This is a genomic window from Endozoicomonas sp. ALC020, assembly GCF_049275935.1.
Classification (GTDB): Bacteria; Pseudomonadota; Gammaproteobacteria; order Pseudomonadales; family Endozoicomonadaceae; genus Endozoicomonas_A.
Genome location: NZ_CP184830.1, coordinates 2767070 through 2794068, shown reverse-complemented (window position 1 = coordinate 2794068; position 26999 = coordinate 2767070). Strand labels below are relative to the sequence as shown.

General features: G+C 48.1%; 22 protein-coding genes and 1 pseudogene. 11 read left to right on the top strand and 12 right to left on the bottom strand.

Going from position 1 to position 26999, the window contains the following annotated elements; genetic code table 11:
• Positions 1–17: 17 nt before the first annotated feature.
• A complete protein-coding gene (locus ACOJUO_RS10035; protein ID WP_422139707.1) occupies positions 18–1028 on the bottom strand; it encodes a 2-hydroxyacid dehydrogenase in 1011 nt (336 codons plus the stop codon).
• 404 nt (positions 1029–1432) lie between these two features.
• Between ACOJUO_RS10035 and ACOJUO_RS10030 the strand changes: the two genes are divergently transcribed.
• Positions 1433–2071 (top strand): hypothetical protein, encoded by a 639-nt coding sequence (locus ACOJUO_RS10030; protein ID WP_422139706.1) that lies wholly within the window; start codon positions 1433–1435, stop codon positions 2069–2071.
• A gap of 109 nt (positions 2072–2180) precedes the next feature.
• Here the strand turns inward: ACOJUO_RS10030 and ACOJUO_RS10025 are convergent, their stop codons facing one another.
• Both ACOJUO_RS10025 and ACOJUO_RS10020 read right to left on the bottom strand, forming a co-directional pair.
• The gene (locus ACOJUO_RS10025; RefSeq protein WP_422136580.1) at positions 2181–2393 is read right to left on the bottom strand and encodes a hypothetical protein; all 213 of its coding nucleotides are present in this window, start codon (positions 2391–2393) and stop codon (positions 2181–2183) included.
• A gap of 546 nt (positions 2394–2939) precedes the next feature.
• Positions 2940–3131 (bottom strand): annotated as a pseudogene (locus ACOJUO_RS10020) (2-hydroxyacid dehydrogenase); the annotation flags it as partial.
• 153 nt (positions 3132–3284) lie between these two features.
• Between ACOJUO_RS10020 and ACOJUO_RS10015 the strand changes: the two are divergent.
• Together ACOJUO_RS10015 and ACOJUO_RS10010 are read left to right on the top strand one after the other, a co-directional pair.
• Positions 3285–3662: a CidA/LrgA family protein gene (locus ACOJUO_RS10015; RefSeq protein WP_422139705.1), complete on the top strand. Its 378-nt coding sequence runs from the start codon at positions 3285–3287 to the stop codon at positions 3660–3662.
• Entirely contained in the window at positions 3638–4381 is a 744-nt protein-coding gene (locus ACOJUO_RS10010; RefSeq protein WP_422139704.1) for an LrgB family protein, read from the top strand. Before ACOJUO_RS10015 ends, ACOJUO_RS10010 begins: the two co-directional genes overlap by 25 nt.
• Before the next feature lie 36 nt (positions 4382–4417).
• On the opposite strand, the gene ACOJUO_RS10005 is transcribed toward ACOJUO_RS10010, so the two are convergent.
• From ACOJUO_RS10005 to ACOJUO_RS09980, 6 genes are all read right to left on the bottom strand, one after another.
• A complete protein-coding gene (locus ACOJUO_RS10005) occupies positions 4418–6649 on the bottom strand; it encodes a TonB-dependent receptor (RefSeq protein WP_422139703.1) in 2232 nt (743 codons plus the stop codon).
• Positions 6650–6748: 99 nt separating this feature from the next.
• Positions 6749–8755: an iron ABC transporter permease gene (locus ACOJUO_RS10000; protein WP_422139702.1), complete on the bottom strand. Its 2007-nt coding sequence runs from the start codon at positions 8753–8755 to the stop codon at positions 6749–6751.
• Positions 8755–9660, bottom strand: a complete 906-nt coding sequence (locus ACOJUO_RS09995; RefSeq protein ID WP_422139701.1) for an iron-siderophore ABC transporter substrate-binding protein — start codon at positions 9658–9660, stop codon at positions 8755–8757. The genes ACOJUO_RS10000 and ACOJUO_RS09995 overlap by 1 nt, the downstream gene beginning before the upstream one ends.
• Positions 9660–10490, bottom strand: a complete 831-nt coding sequence (locus ACOJUO_RS09990; RefSeq protein WP_422139700.1) for an ABC transporter ATP-binding protein — start codon at positions 10488–10490, stop codon at positions 9660–9662. Before ACOJUO_RS09990 ends, ACOJUO_RS09995 begins: the two co-directional genes overlap by 1 nt.
• 228 nt (positions 10491–10718) lie before the next feature.
• Positions 10719–11105, bottom strand: coding sequence for a hypothetical protein (locus ACOJUO_RS09985; RefSeq protein WP_422139699.1), 387 nt, complete (start codon positions 11103–11105; stop codon positions 10719–10721).
• 6 nt (positions 11106–11111) lie between these two features.
• Entirely contained in the window at positions 11112–12407 is a 1296-nt protein-coding gene (locus tag ACOJUO_RS09980; protein ID WP_422139698.1) for an MFS transporter, read from the bottom strand.
• A gap of 101 nt (positions 12408–12508) precedes the next feature.
• Between ACOJUO_RS09980 and ACOJUO_RS09975 the strand changes: the two genes are divergently transcribed.
• From ACOJUO_RS09975 to ACOJUO_RS09955, 5 genes are all read left to right on the top strand, one after another.
• Complete coding sequence (locus ACOJUO_RS09975; RefSeq protein WP_422139697.1) at positions 12509–14431, top strand: IucA/IucC family protein; 1923 nt, start codon at positions 12509–12511, stop codon at positions 14429–14431.
• 117 nt (positions 14432–14548) lie between these two features.
• Positions 14549–15568 carry a GNAT family N-acetyltransferase gene (locus ACOJUO_RS09970; RefSeq protein WP_422136570.1) on the top strand — a complete coding sequence of 340 codons (1020 nt, stop codon included), beginning with the start codon at positions 14549–14551 and terminating at the stop codon, positions 15566–15568.
• Positions 15565–17373, top strand: coding sequence for an IucA/IucC family protein (locus ACOJUO_RS09965; RefSeq protein ID WP_422139696.1), 1809 nt, complete (start codon positions 15565–15567; stop codon positions 17371–17373). The genes ACOJUO_RS09970 and ACOJUO_RS09965 overlap by 4 nt, the downstream gene beginning before the upstream one ends.
• Positions 17370–18662 (top strand): lysine N(6)-hydroxylase/L-ornithine N(5)-oxygenase family protein, encoded by a 1293-nt coding sequence (locus ACOJUO_RS09960; protein ID WP_422139695.1) that lies wholly within the window; start codon positions 17370–17372, stop codon positions 18660–18662. The genes ACOJUO_RS09965 and ACOJUO_RS09960 overlap by 4 nt, the downstream gene beginning before the upstream one ends.
• Before the next feature lie 2 nt (positions 18663–18664).
• The gene (locus ACOJUO_RS09955; RefSeq protein WP_422136567.1) at positions 18665–18925 is read left to right on the top strand and encodes a hypothetical protein; all 261 of its coding nucleotides are present in this window, start codon (positions 18665–18667) and stop codon (positions 18923–18925) included.
• 178 nt (positions 18926–19103) lie between these two features.
• Here ACOJUO_RS09955 and ACOJUO_RS09950 read toward each other — a convergent pair whose 3' ends face one another.
• A complete protein-coding gene (locus ACOJUO_RS09950; protein ID WP_422139694.1) occupies positions 19104–20672 on the bottom strand; it encodes a hypothetical protein in 1569 nt (522 codons plus the stop codon).
• A 327-nt stretch (positions 20673–20999) separates the two neighbouring features.
• On the opposite strand from ACOJUO_RS09950, the gene ACOJUO_RS09945 reads away from it, so the two are divergent.
• Complete coding sequence (locus tag ACOJUO_RS09945) at positions 21000–21254, top strand: hypothetical protein (RefSeq protein ID WP_422136565.1); 255 nt, start codon at positions 21000–21002, stop codon at positions 21252–21254.
• Positions 21255–21265: 11 nt separating this feature from the next.
• Here ACOJUO_RS09945 and ACOJUO_RS09940 read toward each other — a convergent pair whose 3' ends face one another.
• Both ACOJUO_RS09940 and ACOJUO_RS09935 read right to left on the bottom strand, forming a co-directional pair.
• Positions 21266–22144, bottom strand: a complete 879-nt coding sequence (locus ACOJUO_RS09940; RefSeq protein WP_422139693.1) for a hypothetical protein — start codon at positions 22142–22144, stop codon at positions 21266–21268.
• 84 nt (positions 22145–22228) lie between these two features.
• Positions 22229–23581, bottom strand: a complete 1353-nt coding sequence (locus ACOJUO_RS09935; RefSeq protein WP_422139692.1) for an aspartate/glutamate racemase family protein — start codon at positions 23579–23581, stop codon at positions 22229–22231.
• A gap of 428 nt (positions 23582–24009) precedes the next feature.
• Between ACOJUO_RS09935 and ACOJUO_RS09930 the strand changes: the two genes are divergently transcribed.
• Positions 24010–24612 (top strand): outer membrane protein, encoded by a 603-nt coding sequence (locus ACOJUO_RS09930; RefSeq protein WP_422136562.1) that lies wholly within the window; start codon positions 24010–24012, stop codon positions 24610–24612.
• Positions 24613–25034: 422 nt separating this feature from the next.
• On the top strand, positions 25035–26960 hold the full coding sequence (gene acs / locus ACOJUO_RS09925; protein ID WP_422136561.1) for an acetate--CoA ligase: 1926 nt from the start codon (positions 25035–25037) through the stop codon (positions 26958–26960).
• The last annotated feature ends 39 nt before the right edge of the window (positions 26961–26999 follow it).

The window sequence follows — 26999 nt, the reverse complement described above, 5'->3', positions numbered from 1 at the left end:
GCCTCACTGGTCCGACCTCAATGCTGATCTGGCACATCTCTGGCTATTTCGTTGCCAGAGGCTTTTCCCTCGAAAAAAGCTCTGGCATTGCCCAGTGTGGTTTTGGCAATGGCCACCAGCGCCTCTTCGGTAAGAAAAGCCTGGTGGCCGGTAAAAATAACGTTGTGACAGGCTGAAAGGCGTCTGAAAACATCGTCCTGAATCACCTCATCGGACAGGTCTTCAAAAAACAGGTCCTGCTCGTTTTCGTAGACATCCAGCGCCAGTCCACCCAGAATCCCTTTTTTCAGAGCGTCCATTGCTGCCATTGAATTCAGCAGTTTACCTCTGCTGGTATTGACCAGTAACACTCCGGGTTGCATTTGGTTAAATGCGTCCTCATTGATCATGTACTCGTTGTCTTTCGTTAAAGGGCAGTGCAGGGTGATCAGCTTGCTTTGTTGCAGCAGTTGATTCAGGGAAACATAATCCCCACCCAGATCTTCAAAAGCCGGGTTCGGATAAGGATCGTACCCCAGCAGTTTGCAACCAAAGCCTTTCAGAATACGGGCAGCAGCCAGACCGATTTTGCCCGTGCCAATAACCCCCGCTACACGACCATGGAGGTTAAATCCTGTCAGCCCTTCCAGTGAGAAGTTGGCATCCCGGGTTCTCTGATATGCTTTATGGGTTTTGCGATTCAAGGTCATGATCAGGGCAATGGCATGCTCAGCCGTGGCCTCGGGAGAATAAGCCGGAACTCTTGCTACAGTGATACCCAACTCTTTTGCCGCATCCAGGTCAACATTGTTAAATCCGGCACAGCGCATAAGCAGAAGTCTGATACCATACTCCGCCATGACAGTCAGAACTGGCCGACTGAGATCGTCATTAACAAAAGCGCAGACGGCATCACCCGCTCTGGCCAGGTGAGCGGTTTTTTCATCCAGGTGAATATCAAAGTATTCCAGTTCAAAGCCGGTATCGGCATTGCACAGGTCAAAGAATTCACGATCGTATTTTTTGGCATTAAAGATACAGATTTTCATGATCGGTTCAGGTTCCTCTTTTCACTGGCATGAGCATTTGACAGCCATAAACTCTGGGCAACTGATAAGAATCATAGCGGAATTTTTTAGTGAAAATAGCCTTTCTATGCCAACGTATGGCAGCTCTTCCGGGCTGTGGTTTGATTTGAATCTCCCGGTTTAGCCGGGCAGGCCGGGTCTCGCTGATCAGGCCTTTAACGCCAGGAATTTTACAACACTAAACAGCAAGCAAACCCTAATGATGCGAACTGTTCTTTTGTGAATGTTTGAATGTTTAATCTTTTCTACTACCTTCGACAGAGGATTTAATTAAATGATAGGGATTTTTATGAAAACTATATTTTTTTGGGCGATGCTGATTATCGCCGTGACGGGTTTTTGTTCAGAAGAAAACGAATCTGTTTGTGTTGATAACCGATTTTTTTTTCCAAATCGATAACCCCGACGACTATGAAGTGAATATCAAATTTTTGGACGAAAGTTCAAATTTGCTTTATGAGCATGACTTATTCAATGGATTACATCCTGATGCTATAACGAAAAAAGTATTGATTGATTTTTCTTCTCGGGCAATAACGGTGAATTCAATTTCTCGGGTAATAACGGTGAAATCAATCTTGTTAGATGGCAATTCCAAGGTCATAGCCAAAGAAAAGGAAAGTGATACAGATAATAGAATTGAAAAACTTTTACCATCGAACTATCTAATTACCATGACTCGCATCAGCGATCATGATACTAGATTGATCTCCAATCAATGTTATTCATCTAATGATCAGGAAAAGGTTGAGATACTACAAGCTTCTACAAATACTGCTCTAAATCAATTAAACATTTTTGAATTAAATATGAGACTTTTTGGAGTCAGTCAGATAGATGAAAATAAAAAGGAACAATTGTTTGACGAGAAAATTCGTTCTCTTGGCTTTAAAAAAGATGCCTGTGGCAGATATGTTCACATTAACAGTTCATCATTAAATCTAGACGACTGTGCCAGTATTGTTATCCCGGTCCTGTCAGAGCCCGAGTTGCGGTTAAGATAAGGTGCTCTGCAGGGGACAATTCTCTGATGGATCTTGTATAAAAGGGAGAGTGGGTGCTAGCCAGCAGGTTTAAACGCAAGCTGAATGATTCCTGCCTTTGCGAGAATGACTATCGAAGGAGTATCAATGCTACAACTCGTTCCCATGCTCTGAAGTCGTCATTCCCGCGAAGGCGGGAATCCAGCGCCAACGGTGGATCTCTGCCTTCCCGGGGATGACAAGGCCAGGGGGACACCGGGCAGTATGGTTCTGGTGGAGAGTCAGTGTGGATTCCCGCCTTCGCGGGAATGACGAGAATGAAGCCGGGAATGACGGGAGTCAACTCGTTCCCACGCTGGGACCCACAGGGCCTGAAAGCATGGGAACCAGAGTTTTGCGACACCCTCCTTCGCGGGAATGACAACTTCCTACTTAGTTTGATGAACACAACAAGCGGTTTGACAAAATCGAGGATACTCTAGCAGCCTGTCGGACTTAAGCGTCCGTAGCGAGGATTGCAAGAAATTGAGGATAAAAATCTCTGTTTCTGAGGAGAATAGCGAGCTATTTGACGAAGAAACAGGGATTTTTAGACCAATTTATTGCAACCGCACGACTGCATGGATGCAGGAGCTAGAGAAACGCAGGAGCAGTTGCCGAGTAGGACAGTCTTAAGTCCGACAGGCTGCTAGGAGCCTGACTGAGAATAGCGCCCGTAGCGAGGACGGCAGAAAATTGAGGATGAAAATTCGGTTTTGTGAGGAGAATAGCGAGCTATTTGACGAACAAAAGCGGATTTTCAGACCAATTTGCTGCCACCGCAGTAGGGCAGTCTATTCTCGGTCAGGCTCCTAGCCATCGTCGTAAATCACCTTAAGAAATAATCACACTACCTGGGTGCCCACTCTCTTGCCGTATCCAGATCAGCATTGTTAAATCCGACACAGCGCATGGGCAGAAGTCTGATATCATATTCCGTCATTACACTTAGAACCGGCCGACTGATATCGTCATTAACAAGAGCACAGACTGCATCAGCCGTCCTGACCAGGTGTGCTTTTTTCTCATCCAGATGAATATCAAAGTATTCCCGTTCAAAGCTTTAGTCGGCATTGTACTGGCCAAAAAATTTACGATCGTATTTTTTGGCACTAAAGATACAGATTTTCATGATCGTTCAGGTACCTTCTTTACTGGCATGAGCAATGGTTAAGCATCATAGTGGAGTTTTTCAGTGAATATAGCCTTCCTATGCCGACGTATGGCAGCCTGGCTAAGCAGTGTCATTATTCTGATGGCCTGTCTGTGGACAGGCGATATACTCAGTGTCTGGATCAATCATGCCCTTCCGGGCAGTATTATCGGCATGCTGCTTCTGGCAGCCCTGCTGGGCAGCGGCCTGATTCGACTGTCCTGGGTTGAAGCCGGTGCCAGCTTTCTGGTTCGCTGGATGTCCCTGTTGTTTGTTCCCATCGGAGTTGGTGTTATCAATCAGCTGGATCTGCTGGCCAACAGTCTTGGTGCTCTATTGCTGACCAGTATTTTTGGGACAGTGGTCGTTATGGCCATTGCCGGTTGGCTGTTTCAATGGCTGGAACGTACACGACAATGACTTTGTTCCCGATGTTTTCGACCACTCCGATGAAGGGTCTGCTCTACTGCTCTCTGACAGTGGTCGTCTATCTGATCGCCTGGAAGCTTCAGAATCGTTTTAAGTATTCACTGCTTAATCCGTTACTGATCAGCATTCTGGTACTCGTGGGTATTCTTCTTGTCGGCAATATTCCCTACTCCGACTACCAACAGGGAGGTAACTGGCTAAGCAACCTGCTGGGCATCGCGGTTGTCTCTCTGGGCGTGCCTCTTTATCAACAGATGAGGGATATTCATCAGGAGCTGCCCGGTGTGATTCTGGTGGTTTTTATTTCCAGCCTGTTTGCCCTTGTCAGCACGGTTATACTCTCGGTTCTGGCTGGTGCCGATGGTCAGGTCGCTATTTCCCTGGCACCCAAATCGGTGACAACACCCATTGCTGTGATGATTGTGGATAGCCTGAATGGTGTCCCTTCTCTTACGGCTATTGCCGTCATCCTGACGGGTCTGATGGGTGCTATTTTTGGCTTGCCATTACTGTCGTTGCTGAAAATCACTGACCCCAAAGCCAGGGGTATCGCCATGGGCACGGCCTGCCATGCATTGGGCACTGCGAGAATGGCTCAAAGTTCGCTGAAGGAAGGTGCTTACAGTGCGCTGGCGTTAGTACTTTCTGCCAGTATCAGTGCCCTTCTGGCTCCGTGGGTGATACCCCGGGTTCTTGGCTGGTTGCCCTAAATTAGCGGCCAGTTTTTGCCTGGCCGCTTTTCCTGCTTAATACTCTACGCGATAACTCAGAGTGTAAGCACGACCTTCTGCATTATGAGCACTGATGCCATTGTAAGTGTCACCAGCCCACTGGCTGTAGACCGTTTCGTAGTCCTCATTCAACAGGTTGGTAATACCTGCTTTCAGAGTGCCCACGGGCATAGCGAAGGAAGCCAGCAGATCAACAGTTGTATAACCGTCAACCTCATAACTTACGACATTACCACCAGACACTTTCTTGCCTTTGTCGTAATCGGCAAAGGTTGTCGACTGCAGACGTATACTCATATCTTCCTGATCGTAGGTGACATAGGTCACGTACTTTTCAGGAGAGACATCGGCTGCCTGCAGGTCAAGCCATTTGCCCACTTCTTCGTAGTAGCTGCGCCCTTCTGTGAAGGCATAGCTGCCACCGACACTCCAGAAATCATTGACGAAATATTCCAGAGAGCCTTCAAAGCCGTAGACTTTCTTTTGCTGATCCAGCAGGTCCACATTGTAATCTTCATTAAAGTCTATGGTTTTATCAGACTCGTTATAAAAGACAGAGGCATTGGCCAGCAGGTTTTCAAAACGTCCACGCCAGCCCAGTTCATAGCTGTCAGTCTTGATGGCATCCAGATTGGCTTGTGATATATCGGTAGGATTCAATGGCAGATTGGGAACTATGGCCAGAATGCTGTCTGGTGAAATCACATCCCTTAAAATCCTTGAAGCATCAGGGACTTCAAAACCCTGAGAGTAGTTAACAAACACTTCATTGCTGCCATTCAGCCGATAGACCAGACCAACGTTAAATAGAGTATCGTCATACTTTCTGACATCACCCTCTAATACAGTTACATCTGCATTAGGAAACAAAATAGGCAAAAACCAGGTTTCTGCTAACGGAGTGTAGTCAGCAATATCCAATTCAGCGCGCTCGTGACGAACACCGGCGTTCATGGTCAGCTGTTCGGTAATATCCCAGGCGGTCTGCAAGTAAAACCCGAGAGTCTTGGCATCGACATCCGGACCGTATTCATAGGAAGATCCTGTCGGTTCAATAACTGTGCCGCCACTGTCAATGTACTTTTGCAGATCGTGCAGTTGTCCTCTCTGTTCGCCTTTGTCAACATCGTAGTCAATACCGTAGGAGATTCTGAACGTATCGGTCAGAGCCCTGTCGAGAAGCAGCTTCAAGCCATAGACTTCTGAGGTAGACGTCGACTGATTAACAAAAGTAGTGCCTGGGGATATCGTGGAACCTAACATATTCGGGTAAGGGAAGAACCTTGCGTCACGCTCACGATAGTAGGTTTGCAACTGAAAATTATTGCCTAAAAAGTCAGCATCACTGTAGACCAGATCAATGGAATTTCTCTTGCTGTAAGGCTGATCTTCCAGCTGCAACCCTTTAACAGGTGGTGGTGCGTCAGCAGCATCTCCAGTGATCAGAGAGGAAATGTCGGGCGCGTAATCAGAATCCATCTGATCATCAAAATATTGCAGTGTTGTCTCCAGGCGCTGCTCCGCATTGAAGTCATAACCCAGTTTCACCAGAACATCTTTGGTATCGGTATCGCTTCGGCTGACCTGAGAGGGGTCCGGGTTAACCCGGTCACCATCGGCATCAAAAATGCCATCACGACTCTCGTAAGTTCCGCTGAACAGGTAATCAAAATTACCGTTACTGCCACTGATACTCTGATTCAGGGTATAGCTGCTCAGCTCGTCACCAGATACCTTGATGCCGGCTTCAGAAGCAAACTGGATATCGCCTTCGGCTGGCTTACGGGTGATCAGGTTGATAACAGCGCCGGTCGCACCACCACCATAAATTGCGCTGGCACCGGAAATCACTTCAATACGTTCAATGTTTTCAGGACGAATCATGCTGAGCTGGCGACTGATCTGACGGTTCTCGGTCTGAGCAATGCCATCAATCAAAACCAGAGCCTTACGACCACGGACGCTTTGGGTTCTGTCGGTCACCGTCTGAGTGCTGGGACCAAAGCCAGGGACCAGCCGTTCAAGAATATCAGCCAGTTTCTGACCGGACACGCTCTGCTGGGCCACTGCTTCACCACTGATGACCTGTACGGTCCCGGAAACATCAGAAATACTGGCTTCAGAGCGGGAAGCGGTAACAACGACTTCTTCCAGCCGGGTCACGGAATCATTGCCTTCTGCAAAAGCACTCTGACTTCCCAACGCCATGGTTATAGCGATGGCAAGAGGCGTTTTATTTGTTTTCATAGGTTAGCTTTCCCTGTGTTTGATTATCATTCTCATTAGATCCCTGTTCTTGTTCCAAGCCCGCTTCCCGCAGGTTTGTGATTTTTTCAAAAAGGTTATTTAACGACTTTGGACGTATTTACCACTGAGCAGTAAAAGGATGAAATAAATACCACCGGCTCCTGAGACCAGAAGACCTGAAGGAATTTCAAAAGGAGCCATCAACGATCGTGATAGCCAGTCACTGATGACCAGCAGCAAAGCGCCCGTCATGGCAGTAGCCGGAATCAGATGTCTGTGGCTTGACATGCCGGTGACGCGGCAAATATGGGGCGCCATCAACCCGATAAAAGAAATACCCCCCACTGTCGCAACACTGGTTGCACTCAAAAGGGCGACCAGCAGCATCAGCAGATACACTGAAGCCTTTACTCTGATGCCCAGCAGGGAAGGCCAGGAGGCGCCCAACTGAAGAATGTCCAGCTTTCGCCACATCAGCATAAACATGGGTATCAGGATTAAGACACCAGAAGACAACAGATAAACCAACTCACTGCTGGCTGCATAGGTACTGCCTGAAAGCCATACAAGCACCTCGCTGGACTGATTACTGCCCAGCACCATCACTACGCTGATCAGCGTTGCCGAAACCGCAGAAAGACAGAGGCCAGCCAGGGCAAAAAGCTGGGGATTAAACCCGGTCATCCGACTGAGGGCCATTAAAAGAAGCAGGGCAAAACCACTGCCAAACATCGACAGCATGAGCAAGTCCAGACGCTCAAGACCAGGCACCATGACAGAGCCCAGGACCACAAACAAAACGCCCGTGGTCGTCAGACCAGAAACATCGGGACTGGCCAGAGGATTTCTCATCAGGGTCTGAAGAACCAGACCAGAGACAGCCAGTGCAGCTCCGGCAAAAGCTGCCGTTAAAACTCTGGGCCAACGCAGGTCGATCCAGGACCGGTCAAGGCCGCTGAACAGACTGAAGTAAAAAGCGACCAGCACTAAGGACAGCAGAACCCAGAGGACTTTTACCGGAGACATGTGAAACAGAGCACGTATTCCTGTCTCACCGGGTGCTCTGGCCAAATTGCTGATCCTTTTACGCTGGCTCAACAGGAAAATCATGAAAGGTGCGCCGACAACCGTTGTCATGGCTCCGGCCGGGATACTGTAATGGGCTTCGGACATCAGGAAAGGAATCATTCTGGCCAGCACATCTGCACCCAGTAGCAGCAATGCACCTGTCAGGCTGGCCGCCAGCAGACGTTTCCATGCTGAGCGATAACCAAGACCACGGGCAATGTGCGGGGCAATCAGACCAATAAAACTGATCATTCCCACCTGACTGACGACAGTGGCAGACAAAAGCAGAGCAATCACCAGCGACAAGCCAACGGTTCGTCTTACATTTATCCCCAGACTCTCGGCCTGATCTCTGCCCAACTCAATCAGGTCCAGACGTCGGGCCAGCAATGTGGCAAAGAGAATCATCAGGGTAAAGATCGGCCAGCTACTGTTGATAGCCTGATAGTCAAACTGGGCAAGATTCCCTGCCCCCCAGGTGTACAGGCCCTCCAGACGATTCTCGAAAAACATCAGAATACCGGCACTGAGAGCACCCAGTGACAGGGTAATGGCCATACCAATCAGAACAAGGTTAACCGGTGAATCACTGATAGCTGTGGCCAGCCTGAACACCAGTAAAGTGGTAAGCGCAGCACCCGAAAAGGCGACAACAACTGGGTACTGGTCGGTCAGTTCAGGCAACAGAACAGTTCCCAGCACTACGGCGAGCATGGCCCCGGAGTTCACTCCCAGTGTTGCCGGACTGGCAAAGGGATTTCTTGTCGCTCCCTGAATCAACACACCCGCTGCCCCCAGTGCGGCACCGCATAACAATGCCATCAATGTTCTTGGCAGAAGGAGCCAGGTCACTATTTCAGAGGCCATAGCATGATCGGCGGGTTGCTGCAGGAACGGCAATCCATTCAACAAATTAAGATCAATGCCGGCAGGCCCCACTGTCAGGGAAACAGTGACCAGAAGGATGAACAAAAACAATGTCACTGCCGTCTTTTTAACGCCTTCATAAAAACTGTTTACAGACTCCAGAATAAACATCACACCTCCGGAGCCAGGTAACGGGCAAAAGCCTTGGCCATTCGAGCAGCCGACTCAGGGCCACCATATGACCAGAGTGCGGGCAGATAATAGACCCGGCCTTCTTCAACAGCCGGAAGGGCATTCCAAACCGATGATTGCGCCATCGTTGGCAGATTTTCGGGCTGACTGCCAATAATGATCAGACTGGCGTCGCCAATAGTGGTCAGTTTGAGGAGGTCAACATGGGTAAAATCCCGTCCGGGTAATGAAGAGTGCCAGCTGTTTTCCAGACCAATCCTGTTAACAATGGCACCCGCCAGAGACAAATCGCCGTAGACTCGAAGTCCCAGTCCCATACCGACAAACTTACCCACAACGACTTTCTGGCCGGAGAGTCCCGCTGCTTTGATCATATTGCGGGCCTGTTCCAGCTCAGACTCCATTTCCCTGAGTCTCTTTTCTGCCAGAGCTTCGCGCCCCAGAATATGTGCCACTGAACGAAAAATACCCTGCATTCTCAGAAAATAATCCAAAGGATCTTTCTGGCTCGGGTACTGGGAATAAAGAACGGTTGGAGCAATGCTCTTAAGCTCTGAAACTATACGACTATGACGCCATTTATAGCCAAGAATAAGATCCGGTTTGAGAGCCGCTATGGCTTCCAGACCCGGCTCAGCTCTCTGCCCGAGTTCGGTAACACTTGTCGGCATAACCGGATCATCGGACTGCCACTCCCGATAACCCTTTATGGAAGTCACCCCTGCAGGTACGACACCGAGGGTGAGCAGCATTTCAGCCTGGGTCCAGTTCAGTGCTGCAATCTTTTCCGGGGTTTCGGCCAGATCGGGTTCAGTGACTGAAGCCATCGCTGCTACCGATGTAAACAGCAGGAAATAACAGCTTTTTTTCAGGACTGCAAACATCAGGCGACTTCCTTGCTCAAAACACGATGGATCACGGGCTCAGCCTGACGCTCACCCAAGGGCAAAAAGAGCGACTCTTTTCTTCCTTCCAATTGCACTTCCCAGGTCTCTACCCCAAATACATCCGAGATAATGCGCTTATCCAGTACCTTTGTAGCTGCACCTGTTCTAATCACCTGCCCCTGATCCATCAGCACTATTTCGTCGCTGTACTGAAGGGCCTGATTCAGGTCGTGAAGTACCCAGATAATGGTGGTCTGCTTTTCATCATTGAGCTGTCTGACAATATTCAGCAGGCGCAATTGATGAGCGATATCCAGCCATGAGGTTGGCTCGTCCAGAAGTAAAATGCCGGTTTCCTGGGCCAGCACCATGGCCAGCCAGACTCTCTGCATTTCACCACCGGAGAGATGATCAACCAGTTCACCGGCATAATGATCCATACCGACTCTGGAGAGTGCCGAACTGACGGCCCTGTGATCCTCTTTTTTCAATCGCCCGAATGGACCTGCATAGGGGTATCGGCCACAAGCCACCAGATCCGTTGCCGACATACCAAGTGGAACCGGTGAGTGTTGTGGCAACAACGCCAGGCTTTTAGCCAGTTCTTTACGGTGGAGTGACTTCAACAACTGCCCTCCCAAAAGCACCCGCCCTTCACTGGGCTCAAGCAAACCGGAGAGCAATTTCAGCAGGCTACTCTTACCCGAGCCATTGGGTCCGAGAATAGCGGTTATTTTTCCTGGCGTGATGTCAAGATGGGTTGGTTGCAGAATGGTTTTTGTTCCCACCCGCAAACACGCCTGGTCAAGCGTTAGGGTCTGCTCCATGGCCTCAGTTTCTTTTGTTCTGTGGAAGTGTGATCGCTTTACTGTCAGACAACTGAAGCAAGCTCCCGGACTCTCTGCTGAGCCGGACTGACCATTCACTGAATAATTATTTTTCAATTTCAGACTGCCTGATATTGTCCTGATGCAGTCGTACAATCCTGATAGCCATTGGCTCAACCAATGGACAATGGTTGCGAATGATAATAGTTATTATTTACACCATCAAGCTTAAACTGTCGTTTGATGGCACCGCTCAATCGCCCAGTCACGAGCCTGATCAAAATCGAGACAGGACACCATGGGAAAAGGCATAGCCTTTTTCATGTTGTCACTGACCACTCTGTCACCCTCCTGTTCGGAAAGCACAACCCGGGCAATACCACGGCAAAACGCCCCCAGTTTTATCCTGTTCTCTTTAAACCAGAGCCCTAGTTCTCTTCTGGCTTCCGGTGAAAACTCACTGTTGGGCTTTGCCTGAATAATGAGACTGAATGGCTGCTCTCTTGCCAGCAGCTCAGAAAGGTCGACTAGCCATTGGCGAGCATCATCGTCGCAGGCCGGGCGATTAAAGCTGACTGTGACAATGGGCCAGCCCACCATTTGAATTGAGTTCATGTAAACCTAACAACTCCGTTTCTTTGGAGATTCAACTAATAAAAAGGAAATCATCAGAAGCAGAACAGCCAGAAAAATGCAGAAAACTTCTGCCATCTGAATGCCCAGTGATCCTCCCAGTCCGGCCAGAAGCGCTCCCATGGTATATCCGAGGGTATGAATCATAGCGAGGGTTCCTGTCAGAACGCCCTGCTGACCTACCTGTTCTGACGCCAGTGTCGTGTAAGCAGGCGTCAGTAATGCAATCGAAGCGGCACTGAAGACCAGTCCGAATATCAGGCATATCAGTTGAGTGGAGGTGATCAGCAGGAAACTACCGAACAGTAATAAAACGCTGCCGACTTTTAATGACAGAATCAGCCTGCCCTGAGCAAAACGAGATACCAACAAATGAGCAACCACCGTCGAAAAAGCGGCCACCATCATGAGCATCGAAAGTACTCTTGATGCTGATACTCCGTCGTAAGAAAAACGCTCTTGCAAAATAGGACCTATAAGGTACTGCAACAGGCCAAAGAGCGTTGTTACAGAGCAGGCCACCAGCAAAACAGGCCAGAGTGATTTCAGCATTTGCCTGAACGGGTTCTTTTCTTCGCTACCTTTTTCTTGCCTGACTTCTGAAGGCTCGTCATTGGTTAATATTGAGACCTGTATTAGCAAGGGGATAGCAAAAACTACCAGTGCTAAAACAGGAAACAGGCTGCCCTGGGAAATCAACATTGCCGGAATCACAGGACCTATGAGACGCCCGGCATTTATACTGACTGTAATCCGGCTTAGACCAGGCAGTCTGTTAGAATGATTACTGTCGTCTATAACCCAGGCCTGAACCGCTGGATACAAACCCGATACCAATAGACCATAAATAGTCCTGGCGAAAAACATCAAACCAATGGCCAACTCTCTGCTCAGCAGACCAGAGCCCAGACCGTGAAGCGCGAATGCCAGCAGTAAAAAGCTGGCCGCAAAACCAAAGAGCCCGGACTGAACCACTCGCTTGCGTCCAAAACGGTCACTTATTCTTCCCCACAGGGGCGAAGTGAAAATAAACAGACAGGTTCCCAGTGCCACCATGGCCGTCAGCAGGCCATAACCTAAACCGGTTTCTTCAGCAATGGCTGGCAGGCAGATCAATAGCGTCGTCTGCCCGGCACCGAGCATAAATACCGACCCAAACTGGCTGAACTCTTTGATGGAGTCTCCGGTCTCATAAACGGGTTTTGCTATAACAGGGCCAAGCTCATTTTGTTGCATGGTTGATGTTTGTTGTTGTGATCTGTTGCAAATGATAACAATTCTCATTTACAATTCAAGCCCTATTGAGCCAGACCTTAAATAAAATCCTCGTAACAGTAATTAAGGTCTTCCAAATTATGTGCTGAATAATAAGATCATTCTGGAGAATGAAATCAGTGTCCACACCGCTTTTAGAAACCACAACCATCAAAGCTGTATACGATTCATCCTATAAAAGGTTCGGACATGAGCTTACGTACGACTGCAATAGTCATGAGCATGCAGAAAGCCTGAGTGCTGGCTGCTTTTTTAATGCCTTGCTCAGGGAATGGAAAGACTGGTCATTAGAGCCTGTTGGTAGCCACAAGAAGTGGTTGAGTGGTCAATCAATAAGTTCAGACTGGCAGCCGCCTGTTGACGCTGAAGCCACTGCTTCAATCCCCTTGAACAAAAGCGACTGTCGGCTTTTGATTTATATTAAATATTTATCCATCAGCGGCAGGCATCAGTTCTGCAAACCCATTGCCCTGGTTAACCAAAAAAACAACACCATCACTGATTTATCCTTCACTGAAAGTGTTCAGTTAATCGTTAAAGACAATGCTTTATGGAACAGAGACGCCGGGCAGAGACAACTGTTTTTTAATCGTGTTAAAAGAAGCGTTGAGAATATGGCGTCTGTTCTTGAATTAAGAAAAAACGAACTTGATCAACTATTTTCCGGCTGCACAGATTTTCAATCTTCAGAGCAAGCCCTGCTGGCAGGTCACTCCGTTCACCCTACCCCCAAAAGTCGCGATCAATTTACCGCAGAAGACTCACAGCGCTATATTCCTGAATACGGAAACAGCTTCCAGCTGCACTGGTTTTCTATTGATGCCAACCTGCTGGAAGCAGACAGTGTTCATGAATATTCATTCCATGAACTGACTCGCCAACTGGCTTCTGAAGATCCGGAGTTCTCCGGTCGTTTTCCTGAAGACATTCCCGAACACCACACCCTGTTACCCGCTCACCCCTGGCAGGCTCAGCAATGGTTAAAGAATGCTTATATACGGCAGTTGCTCAGTGAAGGCCAAATTATTAACTATGGTCTGCATGGTAGCCAATGGCGTGCTACTTCTTCAGTACGGGCGATCCATGGAATACACGCCTCCTTGATGTTGAAGTATTCACTCAGCGTCAAACTGACTAATTCGATACGTCACCTGCTGCCCAAAGAAGTGATTCGGGGCAAGGAAATCCATCAGGTGAAATACCAGACGCCTTTAGGCAGTGATTTGAAAAGCCTTTATCCGGACTTCGAAATCATTACCGAACCGGCTCATGCCGCTATCAAGGGAGAAGACGGCCAGGTGCTGCCTGAAACCATGATGGTGCTTCGGGAAAATCCTTTCAACCGGGAAACCGTCAACCAGTGCACTGAGTTACTGGCCAGTCTTACCCAGGACAACCCGGTAGGTGAGCCCAGACTGATTGCTCTGATCCGGGAATTAGCTGTAAAGGAAAGGGCCAGGCCTGAAGCTGTCGCACAAAAGTGGTTTGGAAAATATCTTTCCAAAGTTTTAGAGCCCATGATCGTTGCTCAATCAGACTTTGGTCTGCTAATGGGCGCACATCAACAAAACCTGTTGCTCAGAATGCCAGAGGGTTACCCGGAAACCGTCTATTTCCGCGACTGTCAGGGCACGGGGTACAGCCGCCTGGCCAGAGAACTCTTGCAAGCACACCTGCCTCTGGCTGATGAAGAAAAAGAGCACCACGTCAGTGAACAGCTTGGCAACCGGCTATTTACTTACTATCTGCTGATTAATTCCACCTTTGGTGTTATCAGCGTGTTGGGAGCCAGCAATATTCTTCCGGAGAAAGAGCTTCTGTCCTCCCTCTACCGTTTTCTGGACAACCTGCGCAAGCAGGGCCGCCGGGACACCAGCTGCCTTGATTACATGCTCGATAGCAGAGAGCTCTGGTCAAAAGGTAACTTTTACTGCACCTACTGCAACATTAACGAGAACACATTAAAGAACCCGATGGATGTCTATCACTCCATGAGAAACCCCTTGCAGGCATTCAGTGAGGTTGTCCGGTAATACACCCCATTAATTTTATCGTGAAAAACATTTTGCAATGCCATTTTCATATTTGAGCATGACGCACCTTGTTTTTCTTCGCACAAGGCTACTCAGACTCACTCTTACGGAAGAGCAATGACTAAAATAACAACGATTACCCTGCCAGGGGCATCAGACTGCAAGATTTCTCTGCAATTACTGTCATCTAATAGCCTGACGGTGCATGACAACAATCAATCTCTGCTGTTAAAAATCTCGGAGCAGGATAGTGCCTTAATAACTGCAGCTAACGAATCCGATCTCCCTGAGAATGTACCCAATCACCTTATTGCAGCCAGTCTGGATTACCTGTTTTCCCGCAATCCGGATCTCTTCCAAATTCAGGTTGCAGCTTCGTTGGCTGAAAGGCTTCAAGATAATCAGCTGATACACAGCCATAAAGAAAGCTCAAAGGAAGCTACCTGTTATCGCTCAGGCCTCTATCAGGACCGAACACTCTGGCACTATCAGAGAGATCATCAGACGATACCTGAAATCTGGACTGAAAACGAAAAAGCTGTCACGCATCCACTTCGTCAGGAACAGCCTAAAGGTGTCGTTTATAAGCGTTATGACTATCAAAATGACCTCACTGTCTCCTTCAGAACCCTTGATCCGGACCAGGATCTTGATCTCTTCCATGAATGGATGAATCAGCCTCGTGTCGCAGAGTTCTGGGAGATGGCCCAGAGCCGGGAAGAACTGACAGCCTATCTTCAGTCAGCATTGAAAGACCGGAGAACCTGGCCAATGATCGGGTGCATCAACGGTGAGCCTTTCGGGTATTTCGAACTCTACTGGGCTCTGGAAGACCGTATTGCTCCCTACTACGATTGCCAGCCCTGGGATCGTGGCTTTCACCTTCTGGTAGGGAATCTGGAATTTCTGGGCGAGAGATATTCCAACAGCTGGACAAAGTGCATTACTCACTTCCTGTTCCTGGACGAGCCCCGAACGACTCGTCTGGTGGGAGAGCCCAGAGCTGACAACAAGAGATTGCTGAAGCTGTTGAGTCCCGCTGGCTGGTCATTGGTCAAAGAGTTTGACTTCCCTCACAAACGTGCGGCACTGGTCAACTGTTACCGGGAGAGTTTCTTCCAGGAGATCCGGTTATGAATCAGGCTGTTACGGCTTTACCTGTCAATCAGTGCCTTGAGTTCTGGCAGAAAGCTAACCGTCGGTTGTTAGCAAAAACACTCAGTGAGCTGAGCTGGGAAGAAGCCATCATCCCCAAAGCAATTGCTCCTGAAGAAGTGAGTGGCGGACTGTTTATCCTTGAACTGAAAAGCGGCGTGAACTATCGCTTTTATGCTTGGAGAACCATCTGGGATCAATTAATAGTGGATACTGCGTCCATTTCCCGTAGCTATCTGGACAGTTGCATCGACTCAGCGCTGGAAGTCAGTCAGTTTTTTATAGACGCCAGGGAGGAGCTGGGACTGGACTCAACAACACTGGCAAACTTCCTCGAAGAACTGGCCAATACGCTAATGGCCGAGGTACAGGTTCAGAAAAACTATCACCAGAAAAGTGCAGCCGAACTGATCGAGCTGGAGGATGACGAACTGCAATGTTATCTGGATGGCCATCCCAAAGTCACCGTCAGCAAAGGACGCCTCGGCTGGGGACAGGAGGATTATCAGGATTACGCCACTGAGTTTCTGCCCGAAATCCAACTTGAGTGGGTGGCATTGAGCCGTGAAAACTGTAGGCTCTCTCTGGCCGTCGACCTTCAGGAAAATGATCTGATCAGCGCTGTTCTTAACAGCAGGGAGCAGGCAGAGCTGTACGCCAGATGTCGTCAACTCAATATTGATTCAAGCCACTTTTTCCTTATGCCGGTGCACCCCTGGCAATGGCGCAACCGTCTGGTCAACCTGTTCGCTTCTGAAATTGCTGCAGGTCACATCGTTCATCTGGGAAGCTATGGAGACCCCATGCTTCCACAACAGTCTCTTCGAACTTTGTCCAATAAGAAGCGACCAGAGCAACTGAACATCAAACTGCCACTCTCCATTTTAAATACCTCCTGCTACCGGGGTATTCCCGGTCGATATATCCAGGCAGGTCCCATGGTTTCGAGCTGGCTCTCTGAAATAGCTGCGTCTGATCCAACCCTGTGCAACCGCAGAACCATTATTCTGGAAGAGCCTGCCGGGGCTTTTTATCCAAACCCTCAGTTCCAACAGATAGCGGATGCTCCCTACCGTTATCATGAAATGCTGGGCTGCATCTGGCGCCAGAGTGTTCACGCTAAAACCGAAGAATCGGAACGGACTATCCTGATCTCTACCCTGTTCCAGAAAGACGGCTATGGCTATCCATTGATTTGCGAGTACATTCATCGTTCGGGATTAACAACAGAACAGTGGTTATCAAAGCTTTTTGATCTGGTGGTGGTTCCTCTTTATCACCTGCTGTGTAAATACGGTGTTGGTCTGGTGGCTCATGGCCAGAATATTACTCTGGTTCTGGATAATCATCTGCCAGTCAGAGTAGCGCTGAAGGATTTTCAGGGTGACCTGAGACTGATCGATCAGGACTTCCCTGAACTTGACACTCTGAGTGATTACGCCCTTTCAGTCACTGCTCGCCTGCCTGCTGCTCACCTTATTCACGACTTGCAGACCGGTCACTTTGTGACCGTTCTTCGCTTTATCTCTGCCTGTCTGGCTGAAAAAGGCTTTTCCGAGTCCCGTTTCTACCAGTTACTGGGTGAACAACTTAAGTCGTATATAAAGGCACATCCCGAACTGGAAAATCGCTTCAAACTGTTTGATCTGTTCACACCGGAAATGGCCCGGGTTTGTCTGAACCGGGTTCGTTTCAAACTCGGCTATGGCGACACCAGCGAACGCCCTCTGCCAGAACTGGGAACCCCTCTCAAGAACCCTCTGGCAATAACACTCAGGGAAGAATGATGAAGTTTACACACTACCAAGATGAAACCGCCCCTCTGGATCTGGCCGGACTGGGATCTGGCCCGTTCAACCTGAGTCTTGCAGCACTGCTGGACAGTCTTCCCGAGCTAAAGGTCCGTTTCTTTGACAAAAGACCCGCCTTCGGTTGGCACCCGGGGCTTATGTTGCCTGGTGCTCATATGCAGACCTCCTGCCTGAAAGATCTGGTAACTGCCGTACAACCCACCAGTCGCTGGTCTTTCTTGTCATTCCTGGTGGAAAAGGGACGGTTTTATTCTTTTTTAGCCACTGAAAAGATGGTGATCAGCCGCAGCGAATTTGTCGAATACATGAACTGGGTCGCAGAAAACCTGGAGTCTTTGCAGTTTGACTCGCAGATCAGGGAAGTCAGCTTTGAAGAGGGTAGCTTCGTGCTGCGCTCGGACAAGGAGAAGGTTAAAGCTCGTAATCTATGTCTGGGAACAGGCAAAGTACCCTGCATACCTGATTGCGCTAGAGCTATGGTGGGTAGGCATTGCTTCCATGCCAGCGAACTGATGACCCGCCAGCCTGATCTTCGCAACAAAAAGGTTGCCGTTATTGGGGGCGGCCAGACGGGTGCAGAAGTCTTCCTTAACTGTCTGCGTGAACAATGGGGTAAAGCTGATGAGATTCAGTGGATTTCCCGCCGGGCCAGCTTTGAGCCTCTGGATGAAAGTCCATTTACCAATGAATATTTTACGCCCGGCTATGTTAGCCGCTTTTTATCCCTGCCTGAGGAAAAAAAAGAAACCATTGTCAAATATCAGAAGCTGGCCAGCGACGGCATTACGCCTGCATACCTGCTAGAAATCTACCGGGAACTTTATGACCGCACCTACTTGTCTCGGAGTCAGGTAAACTGGAAACTGCTGCCTGACCGGACCCTCACGGCCATGTCTGAATCTTCGAGTGGCTTTTACGACCTCAAGCTCACCAATTCGCTGTCTTCAGAGGATGAAGTGCTCTCTGCTGATATCGTCATTCTTTGTACAGGTTTTCAGAATCTACTGCCCCGCTATCTGGAGCCAATTCAGTCCAGATTGAACCTTGACGAACACCAGCGTTTCAAACTTTCTTCCAGCTTTGCCGTTGATTGGGATGGTCCGGACAACAGACGCATTTACGCACTCAACGCAGGTCTGCACAGTCATGGTATTGCGGAGCCACAACTGAGTCTGACCGCTTGGCGATCAGCAAGCATCATCAATGATCTGACAAAGCGGGAAGTTTTCTCAATCAGTCAACCAGGCAGTTTGATTGGGTGGTAAATTTGTTTTCAACGACCCTGAAAAAGACGGGTAATTATTTTGTAGGACTGGTCGGCGTCATTGCTGTTTTACTGATCGTCATCCAGTTCATTCCTGCACTCAGTAAAAACCCGTCTACCACCTCGGCTCCCGAACTCCGTCGCGCAAATGAACTTCATGACTTTGTTGAACGATTACCGGGATCTTTATGTCCGTATATCCCCTGTTACATGGCTGAAGCTGCTCCTGCGGAAGGAGGAGGCGGTGGTTCATCATTTCTATAAATTACCTCATAGTACTTGAGAGGCATTCCAATATAATTTCCGTAGGCATTAATGATTGCTTCAATCGTATGAAAGTAAAGTTTGCTATGACCAATTATGCTAAAAAAAACGCCTTCTCCTAAGTACAATTAATCTCTCTGCTCCTTTGTTATAGGCAATAACTGCGGCCATCGCTGATTTATTTTCTCTGCCCCTGGCAGTCCCTGTCCAACAACTCAATATTTAATTTCATCGACAGTAGAGTAGCAGCCAGATTCACGTTGTTACGGAGAGTTCCATCGACGGTTAACAGGCCCCGAGTTTCATCGATCACCTGCTTCACCTCCTTTTGACATTCTTCAGGAAATTGCTCCAGCAACCGATTCAGGTTCTGCTGTCCCTGGGTCAGGTATGCAAACCTCAGAGGAAACTGGCGTAACTGATACAATTGAACCAAATCTGGTTCCAACCCCGATTCCTTCCAGGTTCGGAGCGCCATAACAATAAAGAAGTCGAGGTCCAGCGCATCAAAGGCAGGTTTGTCTGCTGTTTCGATAAAGTCCTTAATCTCACCATTAATTACTAATCGACCCAATTGTTTGGCCGACTCCAGATACATTATCTGCAAAAAAAACGACATTGTAATGTCTTTAGTAAGGGGTTCTTTGTCCGCATAATAAACGTTTTGATCCAAGACAGGGAATTCCAACAATGTTTCCAAATCGTGCATCATAAATGACTCACAACCAAAGTCAGTAACCTGGCGTCGAGGCAGAAAATAAAAACGGGAATCAGTGAAGCCGTGATATTTTATCGCCAGCGTCAACGCTAAACTGACAAAATGCGACATGGGTGAATAAGTTTTTTCTGCCTGAAAGCGCTTAAAAATACTCAGACTATCAACGAAAAAAAACTGATAATGCCCTTCACTATTTCTCCTGGTAGAAACAACACAGACATGACCTGTTTTATCCTGAAAAACATAATTTTTTGGTTCTTCTACAGTAATGAATGGCAGCTGGGTTATAAACAATGCAAGTAGCTGACGAAGACACTGATGGGAACCAAGATAAACATTCATGAGTTTTATAATGTTCGGCTTGGCAGTACCCACAAGTCTGTCAGCTGGCTCATAGTTGGGCAACCCTTCAGGTAACTCAGACTCAGGGAGCACAACTTCGGTAAATAATCTGATTAAGACTGCTGGCAATGTCTTAAACGCAGGATAGTCTAATGAAATATGTGTCAATTCACCTTTTTCCAGCTTTCCGGGAAAATGAAGCTGAAGCAGCCTCAAAATCCCTTTCCAACGGTATTCCTTGTTCTCCAGGAAACCTTTTTCTTCCAAAAGATTGGGGTTTGCCCGATACAATTCCTGCAATTCTGCATAAAAGTCATCAATATTTTTTTTCTGATCCATTGTTTTCAATGACTTTTCAGCAGCCTTAAGTATTTCTTTCAGTTTTTCAAGATGCCTGACATAACTCTCATCGTTTCCGAAAGCCGATGCTGATGCTGCACCAGAGCTTGAGGAATCTGAATAGCCAGAACTACTCTGCCCTTTATTACTTTGCTTTTTACTTTGTCGCTTATGCTGCGGTGATGGTGATTTAACATCGGTTTTAGACTGTTCCCTGTTTTCGTTGCCAAAACGGTTTAATTCGAATGGATAGGCAGAAAACACCGTTCCTTTATCTGGCTGTAATCCTCCCCATTCAGAGACAGTCGAACTGACTATCGAACCTTTTTTTCCCTTCTGAAACAACAAAAGCGGAACAACCTTAGTCTTGGGCAAACGAATAGGGTCGGATAAAAAAGAGGAAAAAATCGCCTCAATGCCAACGCCAGAGATCATTGACGAAACGTAAGAAATTGCAGCCTGGCTGCCAGCTGACAAAATAATGCTGCCATAAATAAAGACACAGCACATATTCTTCATTATTGATAAACAAGCTCCAATAGAAGAAAAAGGATTATTCTAGACAAAAAGCTCAGATTTTCCTGACTCTGGGATAACTTCTTTAATTGACTCGTTCCCATGTTTAATTTCAAGTGATCTGTCAGTCTGATATGCATTCCCACGCTGGGGAGGGTGTTGCGAAACTTCAACAGCTCGTTCTCACGCTCTGAAGTCGTCATTCCCGCGAAGGCGGGAATCCACACTGACTCACCACCAGAACCATACTGCCCGGTGCTCCCCTGGCCTTGTCCTCCCCGAGAAGGGAGAAATCCATCGTTGGCGCTGGATTCCCGCCTTCGCGGGAATGACGAACTCAGAGCATGGGAACGAGCTGTTGGAGTTTTGCGACACCCTCTGGAGCGTGGGAACGAGCCAATTCCGTATGGCTGAATACTTATAAGCTAGCGACCAGATGAATGATCTTGGCATTTCAGCCAATGGTCATTTAGTTTGCATGCAGAGGCCCGTTCTGGCGTATATTTGCTTACCAGTATTTGCGAGTTTTCAAAGTGAGCAGAGGAGTCCCAGCCCCAAACTTTCCAAGTAACCTGGAACCTCACCGGTACTCCGCTGTATTTCGAGTCAGGCAGTACATAGTAGAAGTCCTGGAAATTGCCTCCATAGTAGGGTCCGTCTCCGTGTTTGGTGTGTTGGCCGTCAATGTAAAGGTCAACATCAATTACGCGTGCTTCCTGACCACGATTATTATTCCAGAAGATGTGCACTACCTGGTTGGCACAGAATTCCCCTGCCGTTCCACTGTGGCATTTTGGTATCGACGGAAGCCCTATGGTTCCAGGATCGCCTGCGTATATGGGTCCATCTTCACCGTATCCGCCCGGATTGTGGGAATCATCTCTGGATTTAAAATATAAATCCCGGGTGACGCGTCCCAAGTGACCACTTGATTCTCTGTAGGAGTAGGTAGCCCTGAAGTAATAAGTCTTACCGGGTTTTACCCGATAGTAGAAACCATTCAAGAACGATCCGATGCTAGCCATCTGAGTGTAACCTTCCGACAGGTCATATGCGTTCTTGGCGACATGAACCATAGTATGGACCATGGTAATATCACTATGCGCACTGAAATCAGCCATGCCAATCTGCACGATATCACCAGTGCATATCTGGTTGTGGGGGCAGTCAGCACTATACACAGACAAGGGGACGCCGTCGTGCTCCTTAGCGTGACTGTTAAGCTCCGCATTAGCCACTTGCATCCCTGCGAAACACGACAGCACGAACAATAAAAGACTTTTAAAAAATTTTGCGTGATTCATGAGCTTGAACTTCTTAAACCTTAGGAGAGTTAAGCGTGTTAAGGTTAGCTTCGTTTTAACCCCCTCACACGAAAAAACATTCGGTCAGATTTCAACATATGCCTCAGTTAGCTTATCGGCGAATATTTCGGCGAATACGGCCTCCGTATTCACAAGGTTAACCTGTAACTCTGCTTCGAGTTCTTCCATTTTTTCTTTACCCAGAGCCATTGGTAGCTCTGTGCAACCTAACAGCACGTGCCCCACTTCCCTGCCCGCCTTTCTCTCACTGTTGACGTATTGACGGATCATCGAAGACAGCTCCTCCTGCTTATCGCTCCCCCCCGTTCTCTTTGTATGATCTATCAGCTGTTGCAAAACTTTCTGGTCAGTTTGTGACAGGTTAATCGAATCTACCCCCTGCTGCCTGAGAGTCAGAGAATAAAGTTTGTTTTTATAAGCTTGCGTCGTTTCCAGAACCAATGTCGTCGTGTTTTTAGAGGGCACCTGATCTTTTGCAATTCTGCTCGCTATCTGATCCACCAGATGCAAAAGTGGCTTTATGCCCAGTTTTTTTAATGTGGGGCATTTGGCATGTGCCGCATTACTGGCTATTACGTAGCTCCGGTGCCGACGGGCTGCAAATGTTCGAATGTTATCTATGAAGCTGGAACCACTGGCAATCACTTCCCACAAGGTCCGGGGTGGTGGGCAGGAAAACAGGTTCATTACCAGATGATCTTTATCTCCTCCTTTTGTGAAAAAATCATCCAAAGCTCTGGTCACTATTTTGGCATCTGACAGCGGACCCATACCGCCAAGAACCCCCAGCTGGCTAGGTTGGCAATTGTTTTTTCGAGCGGATTTACCAACGATATGAAGGTCGATGGTTGGCCTTTGGCTTTCCTTAGGGATGAGCTTTGCGATGGTTTGCTGTAGATCGTTGTAATAGCTTATCTGGTCAGGCTCTATTTCAAGACTGATCCGTTGTTGACAGTATTTTTTTCTTGGCTGAATACTGTGTTCGGAAATCACTCGCCGGGTCCAGTCATGCTCAGTTTCACTCTTTTGCGGCTTAGTGGACAACAGTTGCTGATCAACCTCTTGCAGAATTGCCGCCAGTTTCTCTCCTCGCTCTCTACTGCTTTGAAAAGCCAGCAACTGTGCCTTCTGGTCAACGCTAATATATCCTTCTCTGGCCAGTTGGTTGATGCTAATGGATTGTTTGAGCTTGGTGCCATCAGGTTGAACGACCGTAATATTTCGATCTTTTATTAATCCAAAGGAAAATACCGTTCTCAATGCCTGAACGATATTTGAAGATTTTGCTTTTTCACCGAGGGATAAATATGGCGGCTTTACCAGGGCGGTTGTTGTGACGCTGCGTCCTTTGGTGTGGCCCGTGCTTGCCTTTGCTGAAGACTTTCTACTGACCTTTTCGACTGGGTTCGAAGGCATGCTTTTTTGAGAACCAATTTTCATGCTGCCTTGTGTCCCGGCTTATTTTCTCCTGTAATTTTCTCGGCTTGCAGGGAATTATCTTTATCAGAAACGATGAGGTACTCAACCATACGAAATCATATTTTCTGACTTATTGTTCAGGCACTCGCGGCAACTGCTCCTGCGTTGCTCTAGCTCCTGCATCCATGCAGTCGTGATGCGTTGCAACTCTGGTCACATAGCTTGCTATGTTCCCGTCGTTGCGCCTTGCAGAGCACCTGCCCAATAAGCCAGAAATATTCGATTCCGTATGGCTGAGTACTTATTCCTTGAGGTTTGCTTATTGGTTTATCCAATGCTGTCTTGCAATGTAAAAAAACCACACTGAGATTCAGGTAGCACATACTTATGGCGGTGTTTAGTCAACAACACTGAGGAAGGTAATTATGAGAATAATCATGATAGCTATAGCCCTGACCTTTGCAGGTTCTGCGCTTGCATCTGAAGAGGGTTTCTATATTGGCGCTAAAGCTGGCTATGAATCAATCAGCAGTAAGATGGAGTACGGATCACTGAAGATTGATTCTTTTGGTAATCAGGGGAGTATCTATGGTGCTTTTGTCGGTTATAACTTCCCTGTTGACCGTGCTATGTATGTGGGACTGGAGGCTGAATATAACCATCACACAACCAAGGCTGAGTATAAGTTGAGTTCCTTTGAAGAAGAGGTCCGGTTTAAAGATGAATATGGTGCAAGCCTGATTATAGGCCACGCTTACAGTGAGACTGTAAACGTCTATGGTCGTTTCGGAATGAGTAAATTAAAGTCAGAAGCTAAAACCTCTGACGGGAATAAAGGGGATGACAAGGTTACCGGCTGGCATGGTGGCTTCGGTGTCGAATTTAAAAATGAAGCCGGTCTCCCCCTGTCACTCAGGGCTGAATACCGATATAGCCAGTTCGATGACATTGATTATGACTATGGAGCCGAAGTAGAAAACAAACCAGAAGCGCATTCGATGTCTCTCAGTGCCATCTATAGTTTTTGACAATTTCTGAATAAACAAACAACCAAAAAACCAGACAAACCGACTGTAAGTTAATGTTGCAGCTTGATCATTTTCAGGACTCTGAAAAAGACGACAGGAAGCGTGGACGCTGCATTTAACGGAAAGGGCGAAATTCTCTATCCATAGCCTCTCATCGGAAGCGTAGCGACGGGGACACCCTGACCTTTGGAGGTATGGATGGAGAATTTCACGAGTTTAGTTAAAAGGTGGCCCAGCATGCTCATCTACTTCCTGTAACTTGCGCTTTTTCACTACTTTTGCGACACCCTATTCAGGTAGGGGAGGATGTCAGTCGCTTGCCCCTCTCAAGGAGATGGTCAAAAAAGCCAGGATATAATGCCCGCAAACGCACTCACTTCTATACTGGGTTAACTTTATAAAAACGAGGCAGGTGAGAGGCCATGACCCAGGCAACGATCTACCCGGTTTCCGAGGCTTTTCAAGACTCATGGATGAGCGAAGAAAAATATCAGGCGCTCTATCACTATTCTCTGGAGAATCCGGAAGCGTTCTGGGGTAAAAAGGCTGAACGCTATCTGGACTGGTATCGCCCCTGGGATGCCATTTATGAAGGCGACTTCAACAGCTGTGAAGTGAGCTGGTTTAAAGGTGGACAGCTGAATGCCAGCGTCAACTGCATAGACAGACACCTGGAAAATCGTGCCGACCGGGTAGCCATTATCTGGGAAGGTGACACGCCAGATCTGCAGCGTAAAATTACCTATCAGGAAATGCATGATGAGGTCTGCAGGCTGGCCAATGGCTTAAAGGCGCGAGGTGTCAACCGAGGGGACAGGGTTTGTATCTATATGCCCATGGTTCCTGAGGCCGTTTATGCCATGCTTGCCTGTGCACGCATTGGCGCTGTTCACTCCGTAGTCTTTGGCGGCTTCTCTCCAAACTCCCTTCGTGACCGTATTCTCGACTGTGGCTGCCGGGCAGTGATCACTGCTGATGAGGGCGTTCGGGGAGGGAAACATATCCCTCTCAAAAAGAATACCGACGAAGCTCTGAAAGACTGTCCTGATGTCAGTACTGTAGTGGTTTATGAGAGAACCGGAGCGAGGATTGAATGGCAGGAAGGACGCGACATTTCTTATCAGGAGCTGACAACAGACCAGCCCGTTACCTGTGAACCTGAGATCATGGAATCTGAAGATCCCCTCTTTATTCTTTATACTTCCGGCTCCACCGGAAAACCTAAAGGTGTCCTCCACAGCACAGCGGGTTATCTGCTTCATACCACGGTCACATTTCACTACGTTTTTGATTACCACGAAGGTGACATTTTCTGGTGTGGTGCTGATGTAGGCTGGATTACCGGCCACTCCTATATTGCCTATGGTCCTTTATCCAACGGTGCCACTATGGTCATGTATGAGGGGGTCCCCTTTTGGCCCGATGCTTCTAGAATCTGGGAAATTGTAGATCGTCACCGGGTGAATACACTCTATATAGCGCCTACGGCAATCCGGGCTCTGATGGCCAAGGGGGATGAATACGTTAAACGAACTTCACGAGCCAGTCTGAAAATTCTGGGAACCGTGGGCGAACCCATTAATCCGGAAGCCTGGCATTGGTACTACCAGATCGTGGGGGAAGAGCGCTGCCCCATTATTGATTCCTGGTGGCAAACAGAAACGGGTGGCATGATGATTACACCTTTGCCGGGAGCCACCGCATTAAAACCCGGGTATGCAACACGGCCTTTCCTGGGCATCCGTACTGCCATTCTGGATAATGAGGGTAACGAGGTTGTCGGACCTGGTCAGGGGAGTCTGGTGATCACCGGTTCCTGGCCGGGCCAGATCAGAACCGTCTATGGCAATCATCAGCGAGCAATTGACACTTACTTCAGCCAGTATCCGGGTTATTACTTCACGGGAGACGGAGCCCGCAGGGATGAAAATGGCTATTACCAGATCACAGGCAGAATGGATGATGTAATTAATGTTGCGGGTCACCGACTGGGCACGGCAGAAGTAGAAAGCGCCCTGGTATTGCATGAGGCGATTGCAGAAGCAGCCGTAGTGGGAATTCCTCATCCAGTGAAGGGTGAAACTGTTTATGCCTTCATGACACCCATGGACGGTATTGAAATCAACGATGACTTGATGGAGGAACTTTCAAATCTGGTAGCCAGTGAAATCGGCTCATTCGCTCGCCCGGAGATACTTCACCCATGCCCTGCCCTGCCCAAGACCCGCTCTGGCAAAATCATGCGACGCATCTTGCGTAAACTGGCCCAGGGCGAGAAAGATAATCTGGGTGACTTGAGTACACTGGCTGATCCGGCAGTGGTCAAGCAGCTGCTAAGTTCCACTTAAAAGCCCTGTTTCAATGCTCCCTTTTGATCGAATTAGTTT

Excerpts from the sequence above, each read along its gene's own strand:
- ACOJUO_RS10035 (WP_422139707.1), bottom strand. The coding sequence starts at position 1,028 with ATGAAAATCTGTATCTTTAATGCCAAAAAATACGATCGTGAATTCTTT.
- ACOJUO_RS10010 (WP_422139704.1), top strand. The coding sequence starts at position 3,638 with ATGGCTGGAACGTACACGACAATGACTTTGTTCCCGATGTTTTCGACC.
- ACOJUO_RS10005 (WP_422139703.1), bottom strand. The coding sequence starts at position 6,649 with ATGAAAACAAATAAAACGCCTCTTGCCATCGCTATAACCATGGCGTTG.
- ACOJUO_RS10000 (WP_422139702.1), bottom strand. The coding sequence starts at position 8,755 with ATGTTTATTCTGGAGTCTGTAAACAGTTTTTATGAAGGCGTTAAAAAG.
- ACOJUO_RS09995 (WP_422139701.1), bottom strand. The coding sequence starts at position 9,660 with ATGTTTGCAGTCCTGAAAAAAAGCTGTTATTTCCTGCTGTTTACATCG.
- ACOJUO_RS09990 (WP_422139700.1), bottom strand. The coding sequence starts at position 10,490 with ATGGAGCAGACCCTAACGCTTGACCAGGCGTGTTTGCGGGTGGGAACA.
- ACOJUO_RS09985 (WP_422139699.1), bottom strand. The coding sequence starts at position 11,105 with ATGAACTCAATTCAAATGGTGGGCTGGCCCATTGTCACAGTCAGCTTT.
- ACOJUO_RS09980 (WP_422139698.1), bottom strand. The coding sequence starts at position 12,407 with ATGAGAATTGTTATCATTTGCAACAGATCACAACAACAAACATCAACC.
- ACOJUO_RS09975 (WP_422139697.1), top strand. The coding sequence starts at position 12,509 with ATGAAATCAGTGTCCACACCGCTTTTAGAAACCACAACCATCAAAGCT.
- ACOJUO_RS09970 (WP_422136570.1), top strand. The coding sequence starts at position 14,549 with ATGACTAAAATAACAACGATTACCCTGCCAGGGGCATCAGACTGCAAG.
- ACOJUO_RS09965 (WP_422139696.1), top strand. The coding sequence starts at position 15,565 with ATGAATCAGGCTGTTACGGCTTTACCTGTCAATCAGTGCCTTGAGTTC.
- ACOJUO_RS09960 (WP_422139695.1), top strand. The coding sequence starts at position 17,370 with ATGATGAAGTTTACACACTACCAAGATGAAACCGCCCCTCTGGATCTG.
- ACOJUO_RS09940 (WP_422139693.1), bottom strand. The coding sequence starts at position 22,144 with ATGAATCACGCAAAATTTTTTAAAAGTCTTTTATTGTTCGTGCTGTCG.
- ACOJUO_RS09935 (WP_422139692.1), bottom strand. The coding sequence starts at position 23,581 with ATGCCTTCGAACCCAGTCGAAAAGGTCAGTAGAAAGTCTTCAGCAAAG.
- ACOJUO_RS09930 (WP_422136562.1), top strand. The coding sequence starts at position 24,010 with ATGAGAATAATCATGATAGCTATAGCCCTGACCTTTGCAGGTTCTGCG.
- acs (WP_422136561.1), top strand. The coding sequence starts at position 25,035 with ATGACCCAGGCAACGATCTACCCGGTTTCCGAGGCTTTTCAAGACTCA.